The organism is Kitasatospora sp. McL0602 (assembly GCF_052076145.1).
Lineage (GTDB): Bacteria > Actinomycetota > Actinomycetes > Streptomycetales > Streptomycetaceae > Kitasatospora.
Genome location: NZ_CP197246.1, coordinates 6,484,218 through 6,504,358 on the forward strand (window position 1 = coordinate 6,484,218; position 20,141 = coordinate 6,504,358).

Genomic DNA, 20,141 nt, shown 5'->3' on the forward strand with positions numbered 1-20,141 from the left:
CTCTGCTGTCTCCCTCGTGCCGGTCGTTCCCGCTGTGCGGACGACCACCAGACGCAAGCTGCCCTTCCGTTCGTGACATGCGTGCGATGTGGCCTGCGTCACATCGCGAGGGGAGCGCGGTCGCGCGCGGCATTCAACCATGATCGACCGGCTGTGCGCGGAGACTGACGGGGCGGCAGAAGCCGCAGGCCCGGTGGCAGGGGCTGGTACCTCCCTGCCGCGCCGCCGTAGACTGCGTGCGAAAAGTCGGACCGGTGCCGGGCGTTGCAGTGCTGCCCGCCCGGCGGAGCAGCGGAGGGGAGCCGGCCGTGCAGACCGGTCAGCCGAGCCGGACGGCCTGGGCCGTCGCGCGCCACCGAGCCGTCCACCAACTGGTCGAAGCCGGACGGGTCTTCACCGACCCGCTGGCCGTCCGCCTGCTGGGTGTGGACCCGGCGGAGCTGGCCGAGGAGGCGGGGCAGCAGCCCGAGCGACGGCCGATGCGGCTCTTCCTGGCGGCCCGCAGCCGGTTCGCCGAGGACTGCCTCGCGGCGGCGTACGCCGACGGCACCCGGCAGTTGGTGGTGCTGGGGGCCGGGCTGGACACCTTCGCCTACCGCAACCCCCACGCCGAGGGCGGGTTGCGGGTCTTCGAGGTCGACCACCCCGCGAGCCAGGAGTGGAAGCGCCGACGGCTGGCCGAGGCCGGGATCGTGGCGCCGGGCTCGCTCACCTACGTGCCGGTGGACTTCGAGACCGCCACGCTTGCCGAAGAGCTGGCCGCCGCCGGGTTCGACCGCGACCGGCCGTCGTTCTTCAGCTGGCTCGGCGTGGTGCCCTACCTGTCCCGCGACGCGGTGCTCGCCACGCTGCGCTTCGTCGGCGCACTCCCCGGCGGGGCCCGGATAGTCCTCGACTACGGCGACCCGCCCGAGAACCTCCCGCCGGAGCGCCGCGCGGACCACGAGGCGCGGGCGCTGCGGGTCGCGGCCCTCGGGGAGCCCTGGCTCACCTACTTCGCCCCCGAGGAGCTCGCGGCAGAGCTCGCCGCCCTCGGCCTGACGGTCCTGAATGATCTCGGCCCCGACGGTGTCGCCACCCGCTACCTGGGCCTCCCGCCCGGCCGGGTCAGCGGAGCGGGCGGTCACCTCACCCTGGCGGGGAGCCGCTGAGGCGCACCACCTCCGTCGCCGGGCGGACACCTGCGCCAGGTAGGGTGCCGCCCGGCATTGGCGCGGCAGGAGGAGCGGGCGGACGATGAACCCCCACGGCGGTACCCAGATACCGGTACCAGCTCCGGCCCTGCGGCGGCGGCTCGGGGTGTTCGACGCCGTCGTGGTCGGCCTCGGGGCGATGATCGGCGCGGGTGTCTTCTCCGCGCTGGCCCCCGCCGCTGCGGCGGCCGGATCCGGGCTGCTGCTCGGGCTGGCGCTGGCCGCCGTGGTCGCGTACTGCAACGCGACCTCCTCCGCGCGGCTGGCCGCCCGCTACCCGGCCTCCGGCGGCACGTACGTCTACGGCCGCGAGCGGCTCGGCGCGTTCTGGGGGTATCTCGCCGGGTGGGGGTTCGTGGTCGGCAAGACCGCCTCCTGCGCGGCGATGGCCCTGACTGTCGGCCTGTACGTCTGGCCCGGCCATGCCCGCGCGGTCGCCGTCGCGGCCGTCGTGGCGCTGACAGCCGTCAACTACGCGGGCGTCCAGAAGGCCGCCTGGCTGGCCCGGTCGATCGTCGCCGCGGTGCTCGCGGTGCTCGCAGCCGTCGTCGTCTCGTGTCTGGCCGGGGGAGCCGCCGACACCGCGCGGCTCGCGATCGGCGGCGACACCGGGCCCGGCGGCGTCCTGCGGGCGGCCGGGCTGCTGTTCTTCGCCTTCGCCGGGTACGCCCGGATCGCCACGCTCGGCGAGGAGGTCCGCGACCCCGAGCGCACCATCCCGCGCGCGGTGCCGATCGCCCTCGGTCTGACGCTCGCCGTGTACGCGGCCGTCGCCGTCGCGGTGCTCGCCGTACTCGGCCCGGACCGGCTCGCCCACGCCGCCGCGCCGCTCACCGAGGCCGTCCGCGCGGCGGGCGCCCCCGGGCTCGCCCCGGTGGTGAACGCCGGCGCCGCCGTCGCGGCCCTCGGGTCGCTGCTCGCGCTCATCCTCGGAGTCTCCCGCACCACCCTCGCGATGGCCCGGGACCGCCACCTGCCCCACGCCCTCGCCGCCGTCCACCCGCGCTTCCAGGTGCCGCACCGGGCCGAGCTCGCCGTCGGCACCGTCGTCGCGCTGCTCGCCGCCACCACCGACCTGCGCGGCGTGATCGGCTTCTCCTCCTTCGGCGTGCTGGCCTACTACGCGATCGCCAACGCCGCCGCCCTCACCCTCACCCGCGCCGAACGCCGCCCGCCCCGCGCCGTCCCGGTCGTCGGCCTGGCCGGCTGCCTCGCCCTCGCCTGCGCCCTCCCCGCCGCCTCCGCCCTCTCCGGCGCGGCCGTGCTCGCCGCCGGCGCCGCCGTGTACGGGCTCCGCCGCCGCTGAACGCGTCCGCCGGGCGTGTCCGTCGGCTCCTGCGCTCTCGGCTAGCCTGAGGGCACGATGAACAGTTTGACGACGTCCACCGGCGCATTCGACCTCACCCGCTACCCTGCGGACCCGCGTGACCAGCTCCGCGCCTGGGACGCCGCCGACGAGTACCTGCTGCGCCACCTCGCCGAGGGGCCCGAACCGAGCGGCACCGTCGTCGTGCTGGGCGACCGCTGGGGAGCGCTCGTCACGGCGCTCGCCGCGCACCGCCCGGTGCAGATCAGCGACTCCTACCTCGGACGGCAGGCGACCACCGCCAACCTCCGCCGCAACACCGCCGAGCCGGACGCCGTACAACTGCTCACCACTCAGGACCCGCCGCCCGAGCGGATCGACACCCTGCTCGTCCGGGTGCCCAAGAGCCTCGCGCTGCTGGAGGACCAGCTGCACCGGCTGGCCCCGGCCATCCACCCGGGCACCGTGGTGATCGGCACCGGCATGGTCACCGAGATCCACACCTCGACGCTCCAGCTCTTCGAGCGGCTGATCGGGCCGACCCGCACCTCGCTGGCCGCGAAGAAGGCCCGGCTGATCTTCTGCACGCCCGACCCGGCCCTCGCCCGCACCCCCAGCCCCTGGCCGCGCAGCTACGCCCTGCCCACCGACATCGGCGTCGTCTCCGGACGGACCGTCACCAACCACGCCGGGATCTTCTGCGCCGAACGCCTCGACATCGGCACCCGCTTCCTGCTCCGCCACCTGCCCCGCCGCAGCGGCCCCGAGCTGGTCGCCGACCTCGGCTGCGGCAACGGCGTCGTCGGTACGGCCGCCGCGCTCGCCAACCCCGAGGCGGAGCTGCTCTTCGTCGACGAGTCCCACCAGGCCGTCGCCTCCGCCGAGGCCACCTTCCGGGCCAACCTCCCCGCCACCGCGAAGGCCACCTTCCGGGCGGGCGACGGCCTCACGGGCACCCCCGCCCGCTCGCTCGACCTGGTGCTCAACAACCCGCCCTTCCACAGCCACCAGGCGACCACCGACGCCACCGCCTGGCGGATGTTCACCGGTGCCCGTGACGCGCTGCGCCCCGGCGGCGAGCTCTGGGTCGTCGGCAACCGCCACCTCGGGTACCACGTCAAGCTGCGCCGCCTCTTCGGCAACTGCGAACTCGTGGCGAGCGACCCGAAGTTCGTCGTCCTGCGGTCCGTCCGGCGCTGACCCTGCGCGGGCGGGGTCAGGGACGCGGCCCGACGGGGAGCACCAGCACCCGGACGAAGTCGACTGCGCCCGCCCGGCGGTAGAACCGCAGGGCGCCCACGTTGCCCGCCACCACCGAGACCCGCATCGCCGTCAGGCCCTGCCCGGCGACGTGCGCCCGTGCGGCGTCCAGCAGGGCCTGGCCGACACCGCCGCCACGGGCCGTCTCGTCGACGGTCAGCGTCTCCAGCACCCCCGCCCTGTCCCCCCACTCCCACGACCCGGGCGCCTCCACCACCCGCACCACGGCGTAGCCGAGCGGCCCGGCCGGGCCACGGGCCAGCAGCGCCAGCGTCAGCGGGTCGGCCAGCCACTCCACGTACTGCGCCCGCCTGATCCGCCACGACTCCTCGGCCGTCCGGACGGCCCCCAGAGCGGCCAACTGCGGCGCCGCCCGGACGTGGTGGGCGAGCAGCTGCGCCCAGAGCGGCTCCGCCCGGTCGATGTCCTCGGCGGCCAGTCCCTCGATCTCGTACTCCACGACCGGCAGCGTACGCGGGGTCAGCTCCAGTGCCCCGCCAGCGCTCCGGCCAGGTCGGCGGGGGTGCGGTGCAGGACACCGGTCATGCCGAGGGCGACGGCGGCGGCGACGTTCTCGGCGCGGTCGTCGACGAACAGGCAGCGGTCGGGGGCCGCTCCGGCACGCTCGGCGGCGAGTTGGTAGATCCGCTTGTCCGGCTTGGCGGCGCCGACGCGGGCGCTGTTGACCGCGTCGGCGGCGAAGTCGTCCAGGCCGAGCGCGGCGAGGTCGTCCTCCAGCCAGCGGGTGGCGTTGGTGACCAGCAGGACGGGGACGTGGGCCCGCGCCCGGCGCAGCAGCTCCACCGCCGTCCCGTCGGCCCAACTCGGGCTGTCGGCAAACGCCTCGGCCAGGGCCCGGCCCGCCTCCGGCGTCGGCACTCGCCCGGCCAGCCCGTCGGCGATCGCCGACCGCCACTGCGGCTTGGTCAACTCCCCGAGCACCAGCGGCATCCCGACCCCCGGAGCGAACGCCGCCCCGGCGGTGCTGCCCGGGGCGAGCCCCGCAGCCTGTTCCAGCCGGACGACCTCGCGGTGGTCGAAGAACCGGATCACCCCGTCCAGATCGCACAGCACGGCGTCGAAGGGCAGGTCGCGGGGGTTCTCGGTGAGAGTCACGTGGTCTGACTATCAGGTATGCGGGTGGCTCTGCCAGTTGGACGGCTCTGCGCCCTCTGAGAGGATCTTCGGAGGATCTTCGAACGGCCGGCTGACAGACAGATCACCTGGGAGGACCAGTGCAGCACTTCGTACGCCCCGACGGCATGCCCCCCGCCAACGGGTACAGCCACGCCGTCGCGTTCACCGGCGCCACGGTCGCGGTCTCCGGGCAGCTCCCGCTGGACGCGGACGGCAAGGTGGTGGGGGAGGGTGACGCCGAGGCGCAGACCCGGCAGGTCTTCCAGAACCTGGAGCGGGCCCTGGCGGCGGCCGGCGCCGGCTTCGCCGATGTGGTGAAGCTGTCGATCTACCTCACCGACCTGGCCGACCTCCCGGCCTTCCGCCGGGTGCGCGACGAGTTCATCGATGTCCAGCTGCCGCCCGCCAGTTCCGCCGTCCAGGTGGCCGGTCTGGTGATCCCCGGCTGCCGGATCGAGGTGGACGCGCTGGCCGTGCTTCGGTAGCCCGGCGCCGGGAGGGCGCCGGGCGGCGGCTCAGGGCGCCGGGGTGAAGACCAGCGAGGCGTTGTGGCCGCCGAAGCCGAAGGAGTTGGTCAGGGCCGCCGTCAGCTCGCCGTAGCGGGGCTTGCCGGTGACGACGTCGAGCTGCACCTCGGGGTCGAGGGTGTCCAGGTTCAGGGTCGCGGGGACGACACCGTCGCGGACGGCGAGGATCGCCGCGAGTGCGCCGATGGCCCCGGCGGCGCCGAAGAGGTGCCCCGTCATCGACTTGGTCGCCGTCACGCAGGGGTGGGTGCCGACGGCCTCGGTCACGGACCGGGCCTCGGCCAGATCGCCCAGCTGGGTGGAGGTGGCGTGGGCGTGGACGTGCGCGATGTCCCGGGGTGAGAGCCCGGCGGCGGCCAGCGCGAGGCGCATCGCCCGTACCTGGCCCTCGGGTTGGGCGGCGGTGATGTGGTAGGCGTCGGAGGTGACTGCGGCTCCGGCCAGCGTGGCGTGCGCCCGCGCCGCGCGGGCGGCGGCGAATCCGGCCCGCTCCAGCACCACCACGACGGCGCCCTCGCCGATGACGAAGCCGTCGCGGTCGACGTCGAACGGGCGGGAGGCCTGCTGCGGGGCGTCGTTACGCGTCGAGTGGGCCTTCGCCTGGGCAAATCCGGCCAGCGGGAGCGCGCCGATGCAGGCCTCCGTCCCCCCGGCCACCACGACGTCGGCCCGCCCGAGCCGGATCAGGTCGAGGCCGAGCGCGATCGCCTCCGCCCCGGACGCGCAGGCGCTGACCGGGGTGTGGGCGCCGCCCTTGGCACCGAGTTCGATGCTGACCCAGGCCGCCGGACCGTTCGCCATCATCATCGGCACGGTGTGCGGCGACACCCGCCGGACGCCGGAGGTCTCCAGCACGTCGTCCTGCCCCAGCATGGTCAGCGCGCCGCCGGTCGCCGTACCGATCACCACCGCCAGCCGCTCGGGATCGACCTCGGGCGCCCCCGCGTCCGCCCACGCCTCGCGGGCGGCGACCAGCGCGATCTGCTCGCACCGGTCCATCCGCCGGGCCTTCACCCGGTCGAGCAGCTCGGTCGGCTCGACCGCCAGCCGCCCCGCGATCCGCACCGGCAGCGCGGCGGCCCACTCCTCCTCGATCGGCCCGATCCCCGACCGCCCGGTCAGCATCCCGTCCCAGGTCGAGCGCACGTCCCCGCCCAGCGGCGTCGTCGCCCCGAGGCCCGTCACCACCGCGTGCCTGTCGTCTGTATACACCGGGTCGACCCCTAACTTGTTGTATATCAACAACCCCTGACCCGGATGGTCGTCCGGGTGCGAGTGTCTTGGTGGCTACTATGCCAAGCTGGTGACGTGCAATCAGCTGCGAAGATCCACTGAGTCTGGTGTCCGTTGGTTGTGGAGACTCGACAGTGGCTGGTGGCGGTCCCCGGCGTATGCGGACTCCAGGTTCCCGGTCATGCGCTCCAGGACGGAGACGGCCGTGCGGTACTCCTCGGGTGAGATGCCGACCGCCGACAGCTCGCGGAAGGCGGCGACCCGGACGAAGACCTCGGCGAGCCGGGCCCGGCCGTCCTCGGTCAGGGCGAGCTGGTCCGGCTGCGGGCGGTGCACCCAGCCGGCGGCGGCGAGCGTCCGGACAGTGGCGGCGAGGGTGGCCGGGTCGGCATTGGCGGCGAGCACGGTCAGGACGTCGGCCTCGGTCGCGGGGTGGGCGCCCCCGGCGGCGTTGAGGACCTGCCAGCCGAGCCGGGTGAGGCCGGACCCGGCGAGTTCGGTGTCCATGGCGGCGGTGAGGGCCTGGTCGGTGCGGTTGAGCCAGTAGCCGATGGGCTTCATGGCGTACTCCAGAGTGTCGAGGCGGTCGGGAAGGGCTCAGGAGCGGGCGAAGGCGGTGGCGTTCTCGGTGGCCCACCGGTGGAAGGTGCGGGCGGGGCGCCCGAGGAGGGTCTCGGTGGTGTCCGCGACGGTGGCCGGGCCGTGGTCGGCGGCCTCCCACAGGTCGAGCAGCGAGGTCACCATCGGTGCGGGCAGGTGGGCACCCAGCTGGCGCTCCGCCTCGGCCCGGCTGATCCGCTCGACCGGGATCTCCCGGCCGAGCACGCCTGCGAGCACGGCGAGCTGCGCGCGGAAGGCGAGCGACTCGGGGCCGGTCAGGGTGACCGAGCGGCCGGTGAGGCTGTCGCCGGTCAGGGCCTCGACGGCGATGTCGGCGATGTCCTCGGGGTGGATCGGCGCGATCTCGGCGTCCGGGTAGGCGAGTTGGACCGGCAGTGAGCGGCTGATCGGATGAGCCCAGCCGAGCGCGTTGCTGGCGAAGGCGTCCGGGCGGAGGAAGGTGTGGACGAGCCCGGAGCCGGCGAGCGCGCGCTCGACCGTGAGGCTGTGGATCGCCAGCGGGTCGTGCTCGGCGTCCGCGCCGAGCACGGAGGACGAGGAGAGCAGGACGACGTGCTCGACGCCTGCCGCCTCGGCGGCCTTCACCAGCTCGTGGATGCCGGCGGGCTGCGGGTAGAGGAAGACCTGCCGGACGCCGCGCAGGGCCGGCTCGAAGGTCTCGGGCCGGTCGAGCACCAGCTCGGCGACCTCGACGCCGGCCGGGACGGCCGCCCCAGCGGGCTCGGCACTGGCGGCCCGGACGGCGACTCCGGCGCTGTGCAGGCGGCTGACGACGGCTCGGCCGACCTTGCCACGGGCGCCGGTGATGAGAGTGGTCATGGGGAGACTCCAGTCGGTTCTGTGTTCGTCGTTCTGTATTGGCAGGCATATGCATGCTTGCATGCACACGTTTTCACGTCAACACATGTCTTCGGGAAGTCATCTAGGTACGATGGCGCCCATGACGAAGCACGAACCGGACGCGAAGCGTGGGCCCGGCGAGAAGCGCGAGCCCAGGACGGCCGACGAGCTGCTGGACGCCGTGGGCCCGGCCTTCGGGAAGCTGCGCCGCGCCTCGCTCCTCGACGTCGAGAACCCGATCTCGCAGAAGGACCTGAGCCGTACGCTGGTGCTCAACATCGTGCTGGAGGCGGAGCAGGGCGATGCCGGCGAGGTCACCGTCGGCGCGGTGGCCGACTACCTGAGCGTCGACCCCTCGGTGGCCAGCCGGATGGTCTCCGACTGCATCTCGGCCGGTCACCTGATCCGCGCCGCCTCCCAGCAGGACGGCCGCCGGACGGTGCTGCACCTCAGCCCCGAGGGCCGGGAGTTGATGGCCCGCTTCCGCCGTCACCAGCGCTCGGCCTTCGAGTACATCACCGCCGACTGGGCCGACGACGAACGCCTGGAGTTCGCCCGGCTGATGCTGAAGTACTCCGACTCGCTGGCGGCGCTCCGCCGCCGCTGAGCCGGGCCCGGTTATCGCTCCGGGCCGCGTAGGCGGAACTCGTTGCCCTCTGGGTCGGTGAACAGGGCTTCCCGGCGTGTGCCTCCGAGTTCTGGGACCTCTGTGGCGCCTGCGGAGGTCAGGCGGGCGACCGTGGCGGCGAGGGAGCTGCCGGGTGCGGCCTCGACCACCGGCTGAAGCCGGTTGCGGCCGCGCTTCGGCGCTACGGGCGGCCCCATCACCAGCGTCGGGCCGGTCCCGGCGGGTGAGCGCAGGCGGACTCCCCAGCTGCCCTCTGCCACGACGGTCCAGCCGGTGACGGTGGCCCAGAAGGGGCCCTGGATCTGCGGGTCGGCGGAGTCCAGGCTGATCGCAGCAAGGTGGTCGCCGGTGTCGACGCCCGGCAGGACGCAGAACTCGTTGCCCTCGGGGTCGGTGAGCACCTCCCACGGCACCGCCCCCTGCCCGATGTCCGCCCGGGTGGCGCCCAGGCCGAGCAGCCGTCGTACCTCGTCCGCGTCGCCCGCGAGGTCCAGGTGCACGCGGTTCTTGCCGCGCTTCGGCCGGGCCGAGGGCACGAGGAGCAGCCCGACCCCGGAGGGGTCCTGCGGCGGCAGTGCGACCGCCCCCTCGTGCTCGACCGGCCGCCGCTCCAGTGCCGCCGCCCAGAACCGCGCCAGCGCGGGCACGTCCAGAGCCTCGACGGCAATCGCGGCCAGCTCTGTCGACATGGTGACTCCCCCTGCTCGTACTGCCACTGCCACTGCCACTGCTGATGCTGATGCCGCCGCGCCGCGTCGAGCGCGAGCACCATCATGGCCCGAGCCGGCCCGTAAGACCCGTAGTACCTGAGAGCTAGCCGCCAGGTGCCCTCTCCGGCGGGGCGCCAACTACAGGGTGTGATCCATAACTTCGGTACCGGAAGTACGAAAGACCTCCGGTACGGAAGGACCACTCCTATGGCGTCCCGCCTGCGACGCACTCTGCTCGCTGCCCTTGTCGTGCTCTCGGTGGCGCTGCCGGTGTCCGCCGCCGCCCGCCCCGGGGCAGTCCCGGCGCCCGCCCCGGTGGCTGTCGCGGCCTTCGACTCCCCGTCCGCCGCCACCTCGGCGGCTCTGGTGGAGCGCTACGCCGCCAACCGGGCCGGCATCCGAGCCGCCGAGCAGGCCGCCGCCGACCACGGCGACCGGGGGCGGGCCGTCGCGCTGCATGCCATGGCCGGTATGGGGCGCCAGTTCCTTACCTTCGACGGGCGGGACGGCGGCCGCAGCGTGGAGGTCTTCGGCGATCTCGCCGGTGCCGAGCGGATAGCCGTCCTCGTCCCCGGATCGGACACCAGTCTCGACAGCTACGAGCGCCTCCGGGCAGGTGCGGCCGCCCTGTCGAAGGAGCTGGGCCGTGGGGCGGCAGTCGTCGCCTGGCTCGGCTACCGGACGCCGAGCACCGTCGGCCCGGATGTCGTGACGCCCGACCGGGCCATCCAGGCGGCCCCTGAACTCCAGGGCTTTGTCGGTGAGTTGAGGGCAGCCCGCCCCACGGCCCGGCTCTCCGTCCTCTGTCACTCGTACGGGTCGGTCGTCTGCGGACAGGCCGCCGCCCGGGGCCCTGGTCTCGATGTCGCGGACATCGTGCTCTTCGGCAGCCCGGGGGTCGGCGTGGACAGTGTCGCCGCCCTGCACACCCGAGCCACCGTCTGGGCCGGTCGGGCGACCGGCGACTGGATCGGCGACGTGCCGCACCTGAGGCTCCAACTCCCCTTCGCCACCCTCGGGTTCGGGGCTGACCCGGTATCGGCGGCGTTCGGCGCGCAGGTCTTCGCGGCGGGCGACGGCGGTCACAGCGACTACCTGAAGCCCGGCTCGGTCGCCCTCGCCGCCATCGCCCGGATCGTCTCCCCACCTTCCAAGGCTTCCCCGCCTTCCCGGAACTCGCAGAGCTCGCAGAACTCCCAGACCCCGTCAGCCTTGCAGGCACCCGCTTCGGAGGACCGTGATGCGTGACCTCGTCCGGCGGATCGACTCCGCCACCCCGCCCGGCCGCGACCGCGCCGTCGACGCGCTACGCGCACTGGCCATCCTCGGCGTGGTGCTCGGGCACTGGCTGGTCTCGGCCCTGGTCGTCGAGAGCGGCACGGTGCGCGGCGCCAGCCCGCTCCGCTACATGCCCCAACTCGCCCCGATCTCCTGGCTGTTCCAGACCCTCGCCGTGTTCTTCCTGGTCGGCGGCCAGGTAGCGGTCGGGAGCTACACCTCAGCGCGGGCCCGGGGCACGACGTACGGGCAGTGGCTCGGCGCGCGCCTGGCCCGGCTGAGCAGGCCGGTCGCGGCCGTGCTCACCGTGTGGGCCGTCACGGCGGGCGCGATGGTCGCCTCCGGCGTCGGCCTGGAGACCGTGCACACGCTCGTGAAGCTGGCCGTCTCGCCGCTCTGGTTCCTGCTGGTCTTCTCAGCTCTGACGGCGGCCACCCCACTGGTCGCACGGCTGCACCCGGTCTACCCGCTCGCGGTCGTCGCGTCCGTCGACCTGGCCTGCTTCGGGTACGGCGGCCCGGCCTGGCTCCACTCGGTGAACGTCGCGGCCGGCTGGCTGGTCCCGTACTGCCTGGGCGCCGCCTGGGCCCGGGGCCGGCTGACCGGGCGGGCGACCGGATGGGCACTGCTGCTCGGCGGCGCCGCCGCCACCACCGGGCTGGTGCTGTGGGCCGGTTACCCCGCCGCCATGGTCGGGGTGCCCGGGGTGGCGATCTCCAACCTCGACCCGCCGACGCTGGCCGTCGTCACCTTCGGTCTGGCCCAGTGCGGGGGTGCCCTGCTGCTGCTCGGCCCGTTGCGCCGGGTGCTCGCCCGGCCCACCGCCTGGGCGGTGGTGGCCCTGGTCAACCTCTCCGCGATGACGATCTTCCTCTGGCACCAGACCGCGATGATGGCGACGACCGCGACCGGCCTGCTCACCGGCCGCGCCCTCCCCGGCCTGCACACGGTGCCCGACGGCCCGGCCTGGATCCTCGCCCGGCTGGCCTGGCTGCCGGTGTTCGCGGTGGCGCTGCTGATCTGCTGGGCCGCGTTCCGCTCCTACGAGCAGGGCCGTCCCCGCAGTCGCTCCCGTAGCCGCTCCCGGGGTCGCAGCCTGGTCGTGGCCGGGCAGCGGACCGCCCGGCCGGCGCCCACCCCTGTGGGCATGCGGCTGACGGTTTCTCATACAGTAGATCTTCTGAAGGGGGAGTGACATGGCGGACAGCCTCGGCGAGGCCCTGCGGGCGTTGCCTCGTACGCTGCGCGAGGACCTGCTGACGGGGGCCGCCGATCCGCTGCCGCTCGAAGGGCGCCGCCGGGGGCCCGGTCGGCGGCAGTGGGCCGTCGTGGCCCAGATGCTCGGCGCGGCCGTGCTCTGCGCCGTCAACCTGGGCCGCTTCACCGGTGGTTTCGGGCTGAGCACGGAGCTCGCGACCATGCTCGCCCTCCTCCAGTCGGCTGCATTCGTGCTCGCGTTCTCCCGGCCGGTCCTCGCGTGGTGGGTCTCCATCGGCGTCACGATCCTGGGCGCGCAGTCCGCGCACTACACCGGTGACTTCGTCCTGCTCCCCTGGGTCGGTGTAGGGGGGCTCGTACAGGTGGCCGTGCTGTTCCTGGTCGCGCTGTACCTCCGCCCACGGATCGCGGTGGAAGTGCTGGTGATCAGCATCCTGGTCGGGACGGCCTGCGAGTTCACCCACGAGGGCCGCCAGGACACGCCGATGGCGATCGTGCTGCTCAGCATCGTCACGGTGGTCGGCACCTCGTTGCGCGGCCGCCGGGTGGCCCGGAGCCAGCTCGTCGTGCAGGAGGAGCTGACCGCCGAGGAGCGGGCCCGCCGCACCGTGCTGGAGGAGCGCACCCGGATCGCCCGCGAGCTGCACGACGTCGTCGCCCACCACATGTCGGTCATCTCCATCCAGGCGCAGGTGGCCCGGCACCTGGCGGAGAACCCGTCCGAGGAGCTCACCGAGAACCTCGTGAGCATCCGCCAGAACGCGGTCGAGGCGCTCGCCGAACTACGCCGGGTGCTCGGCGTGCTGCGCTCCGAGGACGCCCTGCCCGACGCCGCCCGACATGCCCCGCAACCCACCCTCGAACGGCTCGGCGAGCTGATCGCCAACGTACGCGGGGCCGGAGTGGCGGTCACGGTCGGCACCACCGGCGAGCCGGGCGGTCTGCCGCCGGGCGTCGAACTGTCGGCCTTTCGGATCGTCCAGGAGGCGCTGAGCAACGCGATGCGGCATGCGCCCGGCACCGAGGTCCGGGTCGAACTCGGCTACCGCCCCACGGGCGTCACCATCCGGGTCACAAACTCCGCGCCGGACCACCCCGCCCCGCCCTCGACCGGCGCCGGACACGGCTTGCTCGGCATGCGCGAGCGCGCCAGCACGCTGGGCGGCCAACTGGCCACCGGGGCAACGCCCGAAGGCGGCTGGGAAGTCGTCGCGATCCTGCCGACGCAGCCGGCCGCCACCACAGTCAAGGACAGCTCATGACACCGCCGCCCATCCGCGTGCTGATCGCCGACGACCAGATGATGGTCCGCCAGGGCCTCTCGGTGCTGCTCAACGCCGAGCCGGACATCGAGGTCGTCGGCCAGGCGGTCGACGGCCTCGACGCCGTCGCCAAGGTCGCCGAACTCGCCCCCGACGTCGTCCTGATGGACATCCGGATGCCCGAGCTCGGCGGCATCGAGGCGACCCGCCGGATCACCGAACCCCGGGACGCCACCGTCAAGGTGCTCGTCCTCACCACCTTCGACCTGGACGAGTACGTCTACGAGGCACTGCGCGCGGGTGCCTCCGGCTTCCTGCTCAAGGACGCCTCCGCCGCCGAACTGGCCCAGGCCGTAAGGGTGGTGGCCGAGGGCGCGGCCCTGCTCGCACCGAACATCACCAAGCGGCTGATCGCCGAGTTCTCCCGGATGACCAGCAGCGTCCGGACACCGCTGAAGGACCGGGTCGGCGATCTGACGGAGCGCGAGACCGAAGTCCTCTCGCTGATCGCCCAAGGGCTGTCGAACGCCGAGATCGCCGGGCAGCTGGTGGTCGCCGAGCAGACCGTGAAGTCGCACGTCGGCCGCATCCTGCTCAAGTTGGGCCTGCGCGACCGGACTCAGGCGGCGGTCTTCGCCTACGAGACGGGCCTGGTGCGTCCGGCGGGGTACTGAGCCGGGAGCCGGATTTCCCCCGAGGGGCGAGGGGCGGTACAACTGCCCTGGAAACCAAGGGGGCGGGGCACGGATGAGTGAGCAGCAGGCAGACCGGACAGCTCGGATGCACCAGACACATCAGACACGTCAGACGCGTCTGAAGCGCCGGATGCGTCGGGCCGTGGAGTGGTTCGTCGGAGCCGCCCCGAGCGTGCCGAGCACCCTGGCGGAGGCCCTCGGCCTGGCCGAGGACGCCCCTGAGCTGGACCGCCTGCGCCAGGCCGCACCCCAGCAACTCGCCCGCACCGAACGCCTTCACGCCGCCGCCCAGCGGGCCTTCGAGCAACGCACCCGCGAGGACGTGTGCCGCTCCCTGGAGCTGGCCGTACGCAGCGCCCTGCGCGAACCCCAGGCCCCGGCGGCGGACGACCGCCTCACCGTCGAAGCCGACGCAGCCGCCCACCGGCTCGCCACGGACGCGGCCCTGGCCGGCGGACGCGGGCTGAACACCGGCCTCGCCTTCGGCGTGCTGCTCAGCCCGGTCGTCCTGGTCGTGGTCCTCGCGCTGGGCCGCACGCTGCCGCGGCTCTTCGGCAGCCCGATCGGTTGCCCCGAACAACTGAGCCTGCTGTACGCCCTGGTGTGCTTCTCCGGCGGTGCGATGGGCGCGGTCCTCAGCGTCGTCATCCGGCTCCGCGACTCCTACCAGCTCCTCCAACGCGGCCCCGGCGGCAGCCCGACCCCCGACATCCCGACCGACCCCGTGCACCTGGCGCAGACCATGCGCCAGGAGGGCTGGTACCGGGTCGTCGTCGGCTGGTTCCTCGCCACCTCCCTCTTCCTGCTCATCAACGGCGGCATCCTCACCCTGCTCACCCCGCCCGCCGCCCCGGACGGCCTCTGCGGCCCAGCCCCCCTGCCCCTGGCCGCCCATCAGTCCCTGATCAAGGCCTGGTTCTTCTGGGGCAGCGTCGGCTTCCTGGCCGGCCTCAACGAACGCTGGGCCTACGGACTCCTCCGCCGCAGCAACGACCACCCCCGGGCAACCACCCCCTCGGCCTGATGTCGGTGCGGGTGTCTAGAGTCGCTCGTATGACGGACGGCTGGTACGCGGCCCGCAACTCCGCTGCCCGGGGCTGACGGAACCCGCCCGCAGCTGCGTGCCTACGACACGGCTGCGACCTGGCCGGTCTCCCAGGCCCAGGCAGCGATGCCGACCCGGTTGCGTGCGGCCAGCTTCACCTGGATGTTGGCGAGGTGGGTCTTCACCGTCCCGGCGGAGATGAACAGTTCGGTGCCGATCTCGGGGTTGGTCCGTCCCTGGGCCACCAGCCGGACGATCTCCGACTCCCGCTCGGTCAGTGGGTTCGGGGCAGGAGCTCGCGGGGCGGGAGTCGCCAGCTGCCGCAGCAGCCGTACGGTGATCTGAGGGCTGATCAGGGTGTCCCCGGCCATCGCCGCGCGCACGGCCTCGATCAGCAGGTTCGGCCCTGAGCGCTTCAACAGGAACCCGCAGGCGCCGCCCTGCAACGCCGCGTGCACGTAGTCGTCCTGGTCGAAGGTGGTGACCACGACCACCCGGCTCGACGAACCACTGAGCTGCCGGGTGAGTTCCAGGCCGTCGAGACCGGGCATCCGGATGTCCGCCAGCACCACGTCCGGTTTGAGCAGCCGGGCCTTCTCCAGCGCCGTGACGCCGTCGGCGGCCTCGGCGATCACGGTCATGTCGGGCTGCGAGTCGAGGATCAGCCGGAAGCCGCTACGGATGTCGTCCTGGTCGTCGGCGATCAGGATTCGGGTCGTCATTTCGCCCATGATGCCTCATCGGCGTTGCGGCCGGGCAGGACGGCGACCACCAGCCACCCGCGCTCGTACGGACCGGCGGTGAACACCCCGCCGAGTGCCCGGACGCGCTCGCCGAGGCCCGTCAGTCCGCTCCCGCCCCGGCCCTTCCGAGGCCCGAGCACCCCTGCCGCAGTGCCCGCCGGGCTGTTCACCACCCGGACCCGAACGCCGTCGGCGCTGCCGGCGTCGTGCTGCTCCACGGTCACGTCTATCCGCTCGGCGTCCGGGGCATGTCTGCGGACGTTGGTCAGCGCCTCCACCACCACGCGGTATGCCGTCGCGCCCGCCTCGCGGGACAGCGCCGCCGCAGCCTGCGGGTCGACGTCGAGCCGGACGTCGGCACCGGCGAACCGCTCGACGAGGTCGGCCAGGTCCTCCGGCCCCGGCAGGGGCGTGAGCGGTGCGGCCGTACGGGGTTCCTCTGCGTCGTGCAGCATCTGGACCGTCCGGTCCATCGACGCCAGTGCGTTCAGCCCGGCCTTCTCGATCCGCATCAGTGCGGCGACGGCCTGCCCGGGGTCGGTCGCGGCGACGAACCGGGCCGCCTGCGCCTGGACGACCATGCCGCTGATGTCATGGGCGACGTAGTCGTGCAGATCGCGGGCGAGGGCGAGCCGTTGCTCACGGCGTGCGTCGGCGACCGCCTGGCGGCGCTGGTGCTGCGTCCAGCGTGGGAACCAGCCGACGACCGCTGCGGCCAGCACCGGTAGTGCCCAGGAGAGGCAGGCGGCGATGCTGACCAACGGGGAGTCGTCGATGAACGGCAGTGTCCAGAGCGCGACCGCTCCGGCGATGGTCGTCCCGGCGGCCACCGCCTGACGTCGCGGAGCCCAGCGGGCCGTGGCGCAGAGCAGCAGGAGCAGCAGGGCCACCTCCAGGAACTTCCAGGCCCCGGCCGCCGGCGCGGGCCGCGTGCCCCCCAGGGCGGCTGCCAGCGTCGCCGCCAGCGACAGACCTCCGGCCAGCGCCGCCGGCACCCCGATCCGGCTGCGCGAGCCCGGCAGACAGCCGAGCCCCCACAGCACCACCGCGGCCGTCGCGGCCAGTGGCACGGTCGCGAACGGGCTCGTGGCGTGCGCGGCGGTCACAGCCGCTGCTGCCGCAGCGGCGACGGCGACGCCGACCGCTTCTTGACGTCGCGTCAGTCCGGTCCTTCTGAAGATCCCCACAGGCGCCGAGTCTACGGAGCCCGAGCCGACGGCCGCCTCTGCCATTCGGCAGAGGCGGGTCCGGTCGGGCCGCCACAGTCTGCCGATCGGCAGATGGCCGCGGCGGAGCCGCACGGGCGAGGCTATGTCTCATCACCCCGAGGCCTGCCGATGCAGGCGGACAGAGGAGCACACCATGCCCATCACCACCCGCACCGCCGTCTCGACCCCTCGCCGCTGGGCGGTCGTCGCCGCAGCCGCTCTCACCGCCGCAGCCCTGACCGGGGTCGACACCGCCGCCTCGGCCTCGACCCCCGCACCAGCTGCCGCTCCGGCTGCCGCACCGACCCCCGCTTCGGCTGCCCAGAAGGTGGCGAGCGTGGTCGGGTCGGCCCGGATCTTCTACGCCTACTCGCCGAACGACGACATCCACTTCACCGTCGACGCCCACGCCGTTCCGTTCAGCCAGCCGCTGCCGCAGATGCCCAGCCTGCCCACCGACGCTCGCGGCACGATCAAGATCTCGCACTGGGTGGCCGCCAAGAACGAGACGGCGACGGCCGAGGGGACGGTGGACTGCCTCGTGACGGGAGACAAGACGGCCACGCTGACGGCCGTGATCACCTCCGCCTCCCCGCAGGTGCAGGACTGGATCGGCAAGCGGGTCGGCATCAGCGTGCTCGACAGCCACGGCCAGGACCGCCTGGGCTTCTCCTGGGACATCGTCAACTTCGACCAGGACAGCCACGGCCAGCCGGTGGAGGCCAAGGTCGGCACCTGCATGGCACCGGCGCCGTTCGCCCCGGTGCGGGAGGGCGGGTTCACCGTCCGCCCCGCAGACCTCGCGCCCGTGCCGGTCCGATGACGGAGTTGCGGTCGCGATACCGCCGCCGCAGGGAGGGGCATCGAACCCTCGGCCTGCCACAAGCAGTGGCTGCTCTTCCAACTGAGCTACCCCACGGCGGCGATACCGGCGCGATCATACGCCCAGCGGTCTCTCATCGGCCTCGCAGCTCGTCGGAAGCCTCCAGGATCGCGCGAAGACGCGACAGGCACTCGCTGACGAACGCAGGGTAGGTCGTCCAGTAGTACGACACCCCGGCGACTCCGACGGCGACGGCCCACGCGCGGGCGCGCAGCCACGTCACCTCGTCGAGGTCGGTGGCGTCCCAGTACGCCTGTCGCGCCTCCGGCGGCAGGTCCCACAGGGTCGAGTGCTCGGCGTCGGGGAAGCCGACCGAGAGGCAGCCGAAGTCGAGGACCGCGTGCAGCTTCCCCTGCTGCACCAGGAGGTTGCTGGGTTTGAGATCTCCGTGGAGCCACACCTGCCGGCCCGACGGCTCGGGCAGTTCGAGTGCACTCCGCCACAGCCGCTGAAGGCGCCTGATGTCGAGGTCCAGGCCCTGGAGCGTCCGGCACTCGTCGAAGTACGTGGTGATCGACCGGTCACAGGCCCGCAGGCCGCCGCCGCGGTACCAGCTGAGCTCGCCCCGCCGGGCGGCCCCCATCAGGGGGACGGAGTGCAGGCTCCGCACGACCGCTGCCAGGTCGGCCCCGAAGGCAGCCCAGTCGGTGACCGACCCAAAAGCGACCTCATCGCCGTCGATCCACCGGTACACCGACCAGGCGAACGGGAACACGGCGCTCGGCGTGCCGACGTGCACCGGCTCCGGGATGCGACAGGGAAGATGCGGCGCCAGCCGTGGCAGCCAGGCCTGTTCCTTCCGTACGGCCTGCGCGTTGTCCTGGGTGCGCGGCAACCGCACGACCAGCCCGGTGCCGAGCCGGTACATCGTGTTGTCCGTGCCCGCGCCGGCGGGTGAGACGGGCAGAGTGGCCCACTCCGGTCGCTGCTCCCGCAACAGCGACCGGACGACTGCCTCGTCCACCCGGATCTCGTTCTCGTGAATCGTCACGGTTGTGAGCATTCCGCCAAAGCCGCGGTGCCGCCAGCGATTTGCGCCGCCGCGCGGCGGGGGAGCAGCAACGGGGTCGCGAGCAGGAGCAGGCCGGCCAGCCCGATGGCCGTACGCGGGCCGAGCAGGCTGCCCAGCACGCCCCAGACGGCTGTCAGGAGCGCGGCCGAGGCCTTGGTCGTCACCGCCCAGGCGGACAGGGTGCGGGCGGCCCGGTCGGTCGCAGTGCGGTCGAGGCGGTAGGTGGCGTGGACGGGGTTGAAGACCCCGCAGCAGAGGATGAGCCCGAGCTCGACGCCCATCACCAGCAGCAGCCCCCCGGTGCCCGGCCCGACGAACGCCAGGCCGACGGGCCAGACCGCGCGCAGGGCCCCGGCCACGACCAGGACGCGGTGCTGCCCGAACCGGGTGACGAGCGGCCGGGCTAGCCGCGAACCGAGCAGCCCGCCGACCGAGGGAACGGCGAAGGCGAGGCCGTACTGCCACGGTGCGAACCCGAGCCGGCCGAGCATCAGGACGGCCAGCAGTGGCGAGGCGGCCATCACCAGGCCGTTGAACAGGGCGGTGTTGACGAGCAGCGGGCGCAGCGCCCGGTCGGCGAGGATGTACCGCCAGCCGTCGAGCAGACCCCCGGGCCGCATGCGCCCGGCCTGCATGCGCCCGTCCTCCCGGCGCGCGGGCTGCGGCTCGGGCCCGCCCATGGCGTGGATGCCCAGGGCCGAGAGCAGGTAGCTGACCGCGTCGGCCACCACCGTCGCCACCGGGCCGAGGAGGCCGATCGCCGCGCCGCCCAGCGGTGGCCCGATGATCGTGGTCGTCCAGGCGGTGGACTCGAACCGGGCGTTGGCGACGAGCAGGTCCTGGGCCGGCAGCAGTGTCTTCAGGTACGCGCCGGAGGCGGCGCGGAAGGTGATGTCGGCCGCCGCGACGACGACCGAGACCAGCAGGAGCTGGAGGAAGGTGAGCACACCGAGCGCGAACGCGGCGGGGATCGTCAGCAGCGCCCCGAACCGCACCAGGTCCATCGCGACCAGCACCGGCCGCTTTCGGCGGAACTCCACCCACGGCCCGAGCGGCACCGCGACGGCCGCGCCCACCGCAGCCCCGACGGAGGAGAGCGCGGCGACCTCGGCCGGTCCGGAGTGCAGCACCTGGATGGCGATCAGCGGGAACGCACCGAAGGCGAGCCAGGTGCCGAGCGCGCTGGTCCCGTACGCTCCCCAGAGCCACCCGAACCGCCGCCCCAGCCGGTGCCCGTTCCGCATCTCCGACGCCCCTCGCCACTCACCTGCACAACCGATTCGCGATCAGCAGCATCAAATCCGGCGCCGCACCCGGGGGTCAAACAACCACAGGGCCGCCA

General features: G+C 73.4%; 21 protein-coding genes and 1 tRNA gene. 11 read left to right on the forward strand and 11 right to left on the reverse strand.

The window, feature by feature from the left end; genetic code table 11:
• The first annotated feature begins 308 nt into the window (after positions 1-308).
• The 3 genes from ACR68M_RS29430 to ACR68M_RS29440 all read left to right on the forward strand — a co-directional run bounded on the left by ACR68M_RS29430 (position 309) and on the right by ACR68M_RS29440 (position 3,699).
• Positions 309-1,151 carry a class I SAM-dependent methyltransferase gene (locus tag ACR68M_RS29430; protein ID WP_441247185.1) on the forward strand — a complete coding sequence of 281 codons (843 nt, stop codon included), beginning with the start codon at positions 309-311 and terminating at the stop codon, positions 1,149-1,151.
• A gap of 85 nt (positions 1,152-1,236) precedes the next feature.
• Complete coding sequence (locus ACR68M_RS29435; RefSeq protein WP_441247186.1) at positions 1,237-2,499, forward strand: APC family permease; 1,263 nt, start codon at positions 1,237-1,239, stop codon at positions 2,497-2,499.
• A 57-nt stretch (positions 2,500-2,556) separates the two neighbouring features.
• A complete protein-coding gene (locus ACR68M_RS29440; RefSeq protein ID WP_441247187.1) occupies positions 2,557-3,699 on the forward strand; it encodes a methyltransferase in 1,143 nt (380 codons plus the stop codon).
• A 16-nt stretch (positions 3,700-3,715) separates the two neighbouring features.
• Here ACR68M_RS29440 and ACR68M_RS29445 read toward each other — a convergent pair whose 3' ends face one another.
• Complete coding sequence (locus ACR68M_RS29445) at positions 3,716-4,219, reverse strand: GNAT family N-acetyltransferase (protein WP_441247188.1); 504 nt, start codon at positions 4,217-4,219, stop codon at positions 3,716-3,718.
• A 20-nt stretch (positions 4,220-4,239) separates the two neighbouring features.
• On the reverse strand, positions 4,240-4,875 hold the full coding sequence (locus tag ACR68M_RS29450) for an HAD-IA family hydrolase (protein ID WP_441247189.1): 636 nt from the start codon (positions 4,873-4,875) through the stop codon (positions 4,240-4,242).
• 146 nt (positions 4,876-5,021) lie between these two features.
• Between ACR68M_RS29450 and ACR68M_RS29455 the strand changes: the two genes are divergently transcribed.
• A complete protein-coding gene (locus ACR68M_RS29455; RefSeq protein ID WP_441251747.1) occupies positions 5,022-5,381 on the forward strand; it encodes a RidA family protein in 360 nt (119 codons plus the stop codon).
• A 30-nt stretch (positions 5,382-5,411) separates the two neighbouring features.
• Here the strand turns inward: ACR68M_RS29455 and ACR68M_RS29460 are convergent, their stop codons facing one another.
• From ACR68M_RS29460 to ACR68M_RS29470, 3 genes are all read right to left on the reverse strand, one after another.
• The gene (locus tag ACR68M_RS29460; RefSeq protein ID WP_441247190.1) at positions 5,412-6,635 is read right to left on the reverse strand and encodes a beta-ketoacyl-[acyl-carrier-protein] synthase family protein; all 1,224 of its coding nucleotides are present in this window, start codon (positions 6,633-6,635) and stop codon (positions 5,412-5,414) included.
• Between the two features lie 102 nt (positions 6,636-6,737).
• Positions 6,738-7,217, reverse strand: a complete 480-nt coding sequence (locus ACR68M_RS29465; RefSeq protein WP_441247191.1) for a MarR family winged helix-turn-helix transcriptional regulator — start codon at positions 7,215-7,217, stop codon at positions 6,738-6,740.
• 36 nt (positions 7,218-7,253) lie between these two features.
• Complete coding sequence (locus ACR68M_RS29470; RefSeq protein ID WP_441247192.1) at positions 7,254-8,096, reverse strand: NAD(P)H-binding protein; 843 nt, start codon at positions 8,094-8,096, stop codon at positions 7,254-7,256.
• Between the two features lie 121 nt (positions 8,097-8,217).
• On the opposite strand from ACR68M_RS29470, the gene ACR68M_RS29475 reads away from it, so the two are divergent.
• The gene (locus ACR68M_RS29475) at positions 8,218-8,724 is read left to right on the forward strand and encodes a MarR family winged helix-turn-helix transcriptional regulator (RefSeq protein ID WP_441247193.1); all 507 of its coding nucleotides are present in this window, start codon (positions 8,218-8,220) and stop codon (positions 8,722-8,724) included.
• A gap of 11 nt (positions 8,725-8,735) precedes the next feature.
• Here ACR68M_RS29475 and ACR68M_RS29480 read toward each other — a convergent pair whose 3' ends face one another.
• Positions 8,736-9,434, reverse strand: a complete 699-nt coding sequence (locus ACR68M_RS29480; RefSeq protein ID WP_441247194.1) for a VOC family protein — start codon at positions 9,432-9,434, stop codon at positions 8,736-8,738.
• Between the two features lie 228 nt (positions 9,435-9,662).
• Here ACR68M_RS29480 and ACR68M_RS29485 point away from each other — a divergent pair, with 228 nt between their 5' ends.
• The 5 genes from ACR68M_RS29485 to ACR68M_RS29505 all read left to right on the forward strand — a co-directional run bounded on the left by ACR68M_RS29485 (position 9,663) and on the right by ACR68M_RS29505 (position 14,932).
• Entirely contained in the window at positions 9,663-10,703 is a 1,041-nt protein-coding gene (locus ACR68M_RS29485; RefSeq protein WP_441247195.1) for an alpha/beta hydrolase, read from the forward strand.
• The gene (locus ACR68M_RS29490) at positions 10,696-11,928 is read left to right on the forward strand and encodes an acyltransferase family protein (RefSeq protein WP_441247196.1); all 1,233 of its coding nucleotides are present in this window, start codon (positions 10,696-10,698) and stop codon (positions 11,926-11,928) included. Before ACR68M_RS29485 ends, ACR68M_RS29490 begins: the two co-directional genes overlap by 8 nt.
• A 1-nt stretch (position 11,929) precedes the next feature.
• Positions 11,930-13,213: a sensor histidine kinase gene (locus ACR68M_RS29495; protein WP_441247197.1), complete on the forward strand. Its 1,284-nt coding sequence runs from the start codon at positions 11,930-11,932 to the stop codon at positions 13,211-13,213.
• Positions 13,210-13,887, forward strand: a complete 678-nt coding sequence (locus tag ACR68M_RS29500) for a response regulator (protein ID WP_441247198.1) — start codon at positions 13,210-13,212, stop codon at positions 13,885-13,887. The genes ACR68M_RS29495 and ACR68M_RS29500 overlap by 4 nt, the downstream gene beginning before the upstream one ends.
• A gap of 151 nt (positions 13,888-14,038) precedes the next feature.
• Positions 14,039-14,932, forward strand: coding sequence for a hypothetical protein (locus ACR68M_RS29505; RefSeq protein ID WP_441247199.1), 894 nt, complete (start codon positions 14,039-14,041; stop codon positions 14,930-14,932).
• Between the two features lie 101 nt (positions 14,933-15,033).
• Here the strand turns inward: ACR68M_RS29505 and ACR68M_RS29510 are convergent, their stop codons facing one another.
• Both ACR68M_RS29510 and ACR68M_RS29515 read right to left on the reverse strand, forming a co-directional pair.
• A complete protein-coding gene (locus tag ACR68M_RS29510; RefSeq protein ID WP_441247200.1) occupies positions 15,034-15,675 on the reverse strand; it encodes a response regulator in 642 nt (213 codons plus the stop codon).
• The gene (locus tag ACR68M_RS29515) at positions 15,672-16,883 is read right to left on the reverse strand and encodes a sensor histidine kinase (RefSeq protein ID WP_441247201.1); all 1,212 of its coding nucleotides are present in this window, start codon (positions 16,881-16,883) and stop codon (positions 15,672-15,674) included. The genes ACR68M_RS29510 and ACR68M_RS29515 overlap by 4 nt, the downstream gene beginning before the upstream one ends.
• A 175-nt stretch (positions 16,884-17,058) precedes the next feature.
• On the opposite strand from ACR68M_RS29515, the gene ACR68M_RS29520 reads away from it, so the two are divergent.
• Positions 17,059-17,727 carry a hypothetical protein gene (locus tag ACR68M_RS29520; RefSeq protein WP_441247202.1) on the forward strand — a complete coding sequence of 223 codons (669 nt, stop codon included), beginning with the start codon at positions 17,059-17,061 and terminating at the stop codon, positions 17,725-17,727.
• 23 nt (positions 17,728-17,750) lie between these two features.
• On the opposite strand, the gene ACR68M_RS29525 is transcribed toward ACR68M_RS29520, so the two are convergent.
• The 3 genes from ACR68M_RS29525 to ACR68M_RS29535 all read right to left on the reverse strand — a co-directional run bounded on the left by ACR68M_RS29525 (position 17,751) and on the right by ACR68M_RS29535 (position 20,043).
• Positions 17,751-17,825 (reverse strand) — tRNA-OTHER (locus tag ACR68M_RS29525).
• Between the two features lie 35 nt (positions 17,826-17,860).
• A complete protein-coding gene (locus ACR68M_RS29530) occupies positions 17,861-18,778 on the reverse strand; it encodes an aminoglycoside phosphotransferase family protein (protein ID WP_441247203.1) in 918 nt (305 codons plus the stop codon).
• On the reverse strand, positions 18,775-20,043 hold the full coding sequence (locus ACR68M_RS29535; protein WP_441247204.1) for an MFS transporter: 1,269 nt from the start codon (positions 20,041-20,043) through the stop codon (positions 18,775-18,777). The genes ACR68M_RS29530 and ACR68M_RS29535 overlap by 4 nt, the downstream gene beginning before the upstream one ends.
• Positions 20,044-20,141 lie beyond the last annotated feature (98 nt).

Bases quoted from the DNA above. Each gene is read 5' to 3' on its own strand.
- ACR68M_RS29465 (WP_441247191.1), bottom strand. From the start codon at position 7,217: ATGAAGCCCATCGGCTACTGGCTCAACCGCACCGACCAGGCCCTCACC.
- ACR68M_RS29480 (WP_441247194.1), bottom strand. From the start codon at position 9,434: ATGTCGACAGAGCTGGCCGCGATTGCCGTCGAGGCTCTGGACGTGCCC.
- ACR68M_RS29505 (WP_441247199.1), top strand. From the start codon at position 14,039: ATGCGTCGGGCCGTGGAGTGGTTCGTCGGAGCCGCCCCGAGCGTGCCG.
- ACR68M_RS29495 (WP_441247197.1), top strand. From the start codon at position 11,930: ATGGCGGACAGCCTCGGCGAGGCCCTGCGGGCGTTGCCTCGTACGCTG.
- ACR68M_RS29475 (WP_441247193.1), top strand. From the start codon at position 8,218: ATGACGAAGCACGAACCGGACGCGAAGCGTGGGCCCGGCGAGAAGCGC.
- ACR68M_RS29510 (WP_441247200.1), bottom strand. From the start codon at position 15,675: ATGACGACCCGAATCCTGATCGCCGACGACCAGGACGACATCCGTAGC.
- ACR68M_RS29455 (WP_441251747.1), top strand. From the start codon at position 5,022: ATGCCCCCCGCCAACGGGTACAGCCACGCCGTCGCGTTCACCGGCGCC.
- ACR68M_RS29490 (WP_441247196.1), top strand. From the start codon at position 10,696: ATGCGTGACCTCGTCCGGCGGATCGACTCCGCCACCCCGCCCGGCCGC.
- ACR68M_RS29520 (WP_441247202.1), top strand. From the start codon at position 17,059: ATGCCCATCACCACCCGCACCGCCGTCTCGACCCCTCGCCGCTGGGCG.
- ACR68M_RS29485 (WP_441247195.1), top strand. From the start codon at position 9,663: ATGGCGTCCCGCCTGCGACGCACTCTGCTCGCTGCCCTTGTCGTGCTC.
- ACR68M_RS29470 (WP_441247192.1), bottom strand. From the start codon at position 8,096: ATGACCACTCTCATCACCGGCGCCCGTGGCAAGGTCGGCCGAGCCGTC.
- ACR68M_RS29535 (WP_441247204.1), bottom strand. From the start codon at position 20,043: ATGCGGAACGGGCACCGGCTGGGGCGGCGGTTCGGGTGGCTCTGGGGA.
- ACR68M_RS29435 (WP_441247186.1), top strand. From the start codon at position 1,237: ATGAACCCCCACGGCGGTACCCAGATACCGGTACCAGCTCCGGCCCTG.
- ACR68M_RS29440 (WP_441247187.1), top strand. From the start codon at position 2,557: ATGAACAGTTTGACGACGTCCACCGGCGCATTCGACCTCACCCGCTAC.
- ACR68M_RS29500 (WP_441247198.1), top strand. From the start codon at position 13,210: ATGACACCGCCGCCCATCCGCGTGCTGATCGCCGACGACCAGATGATG.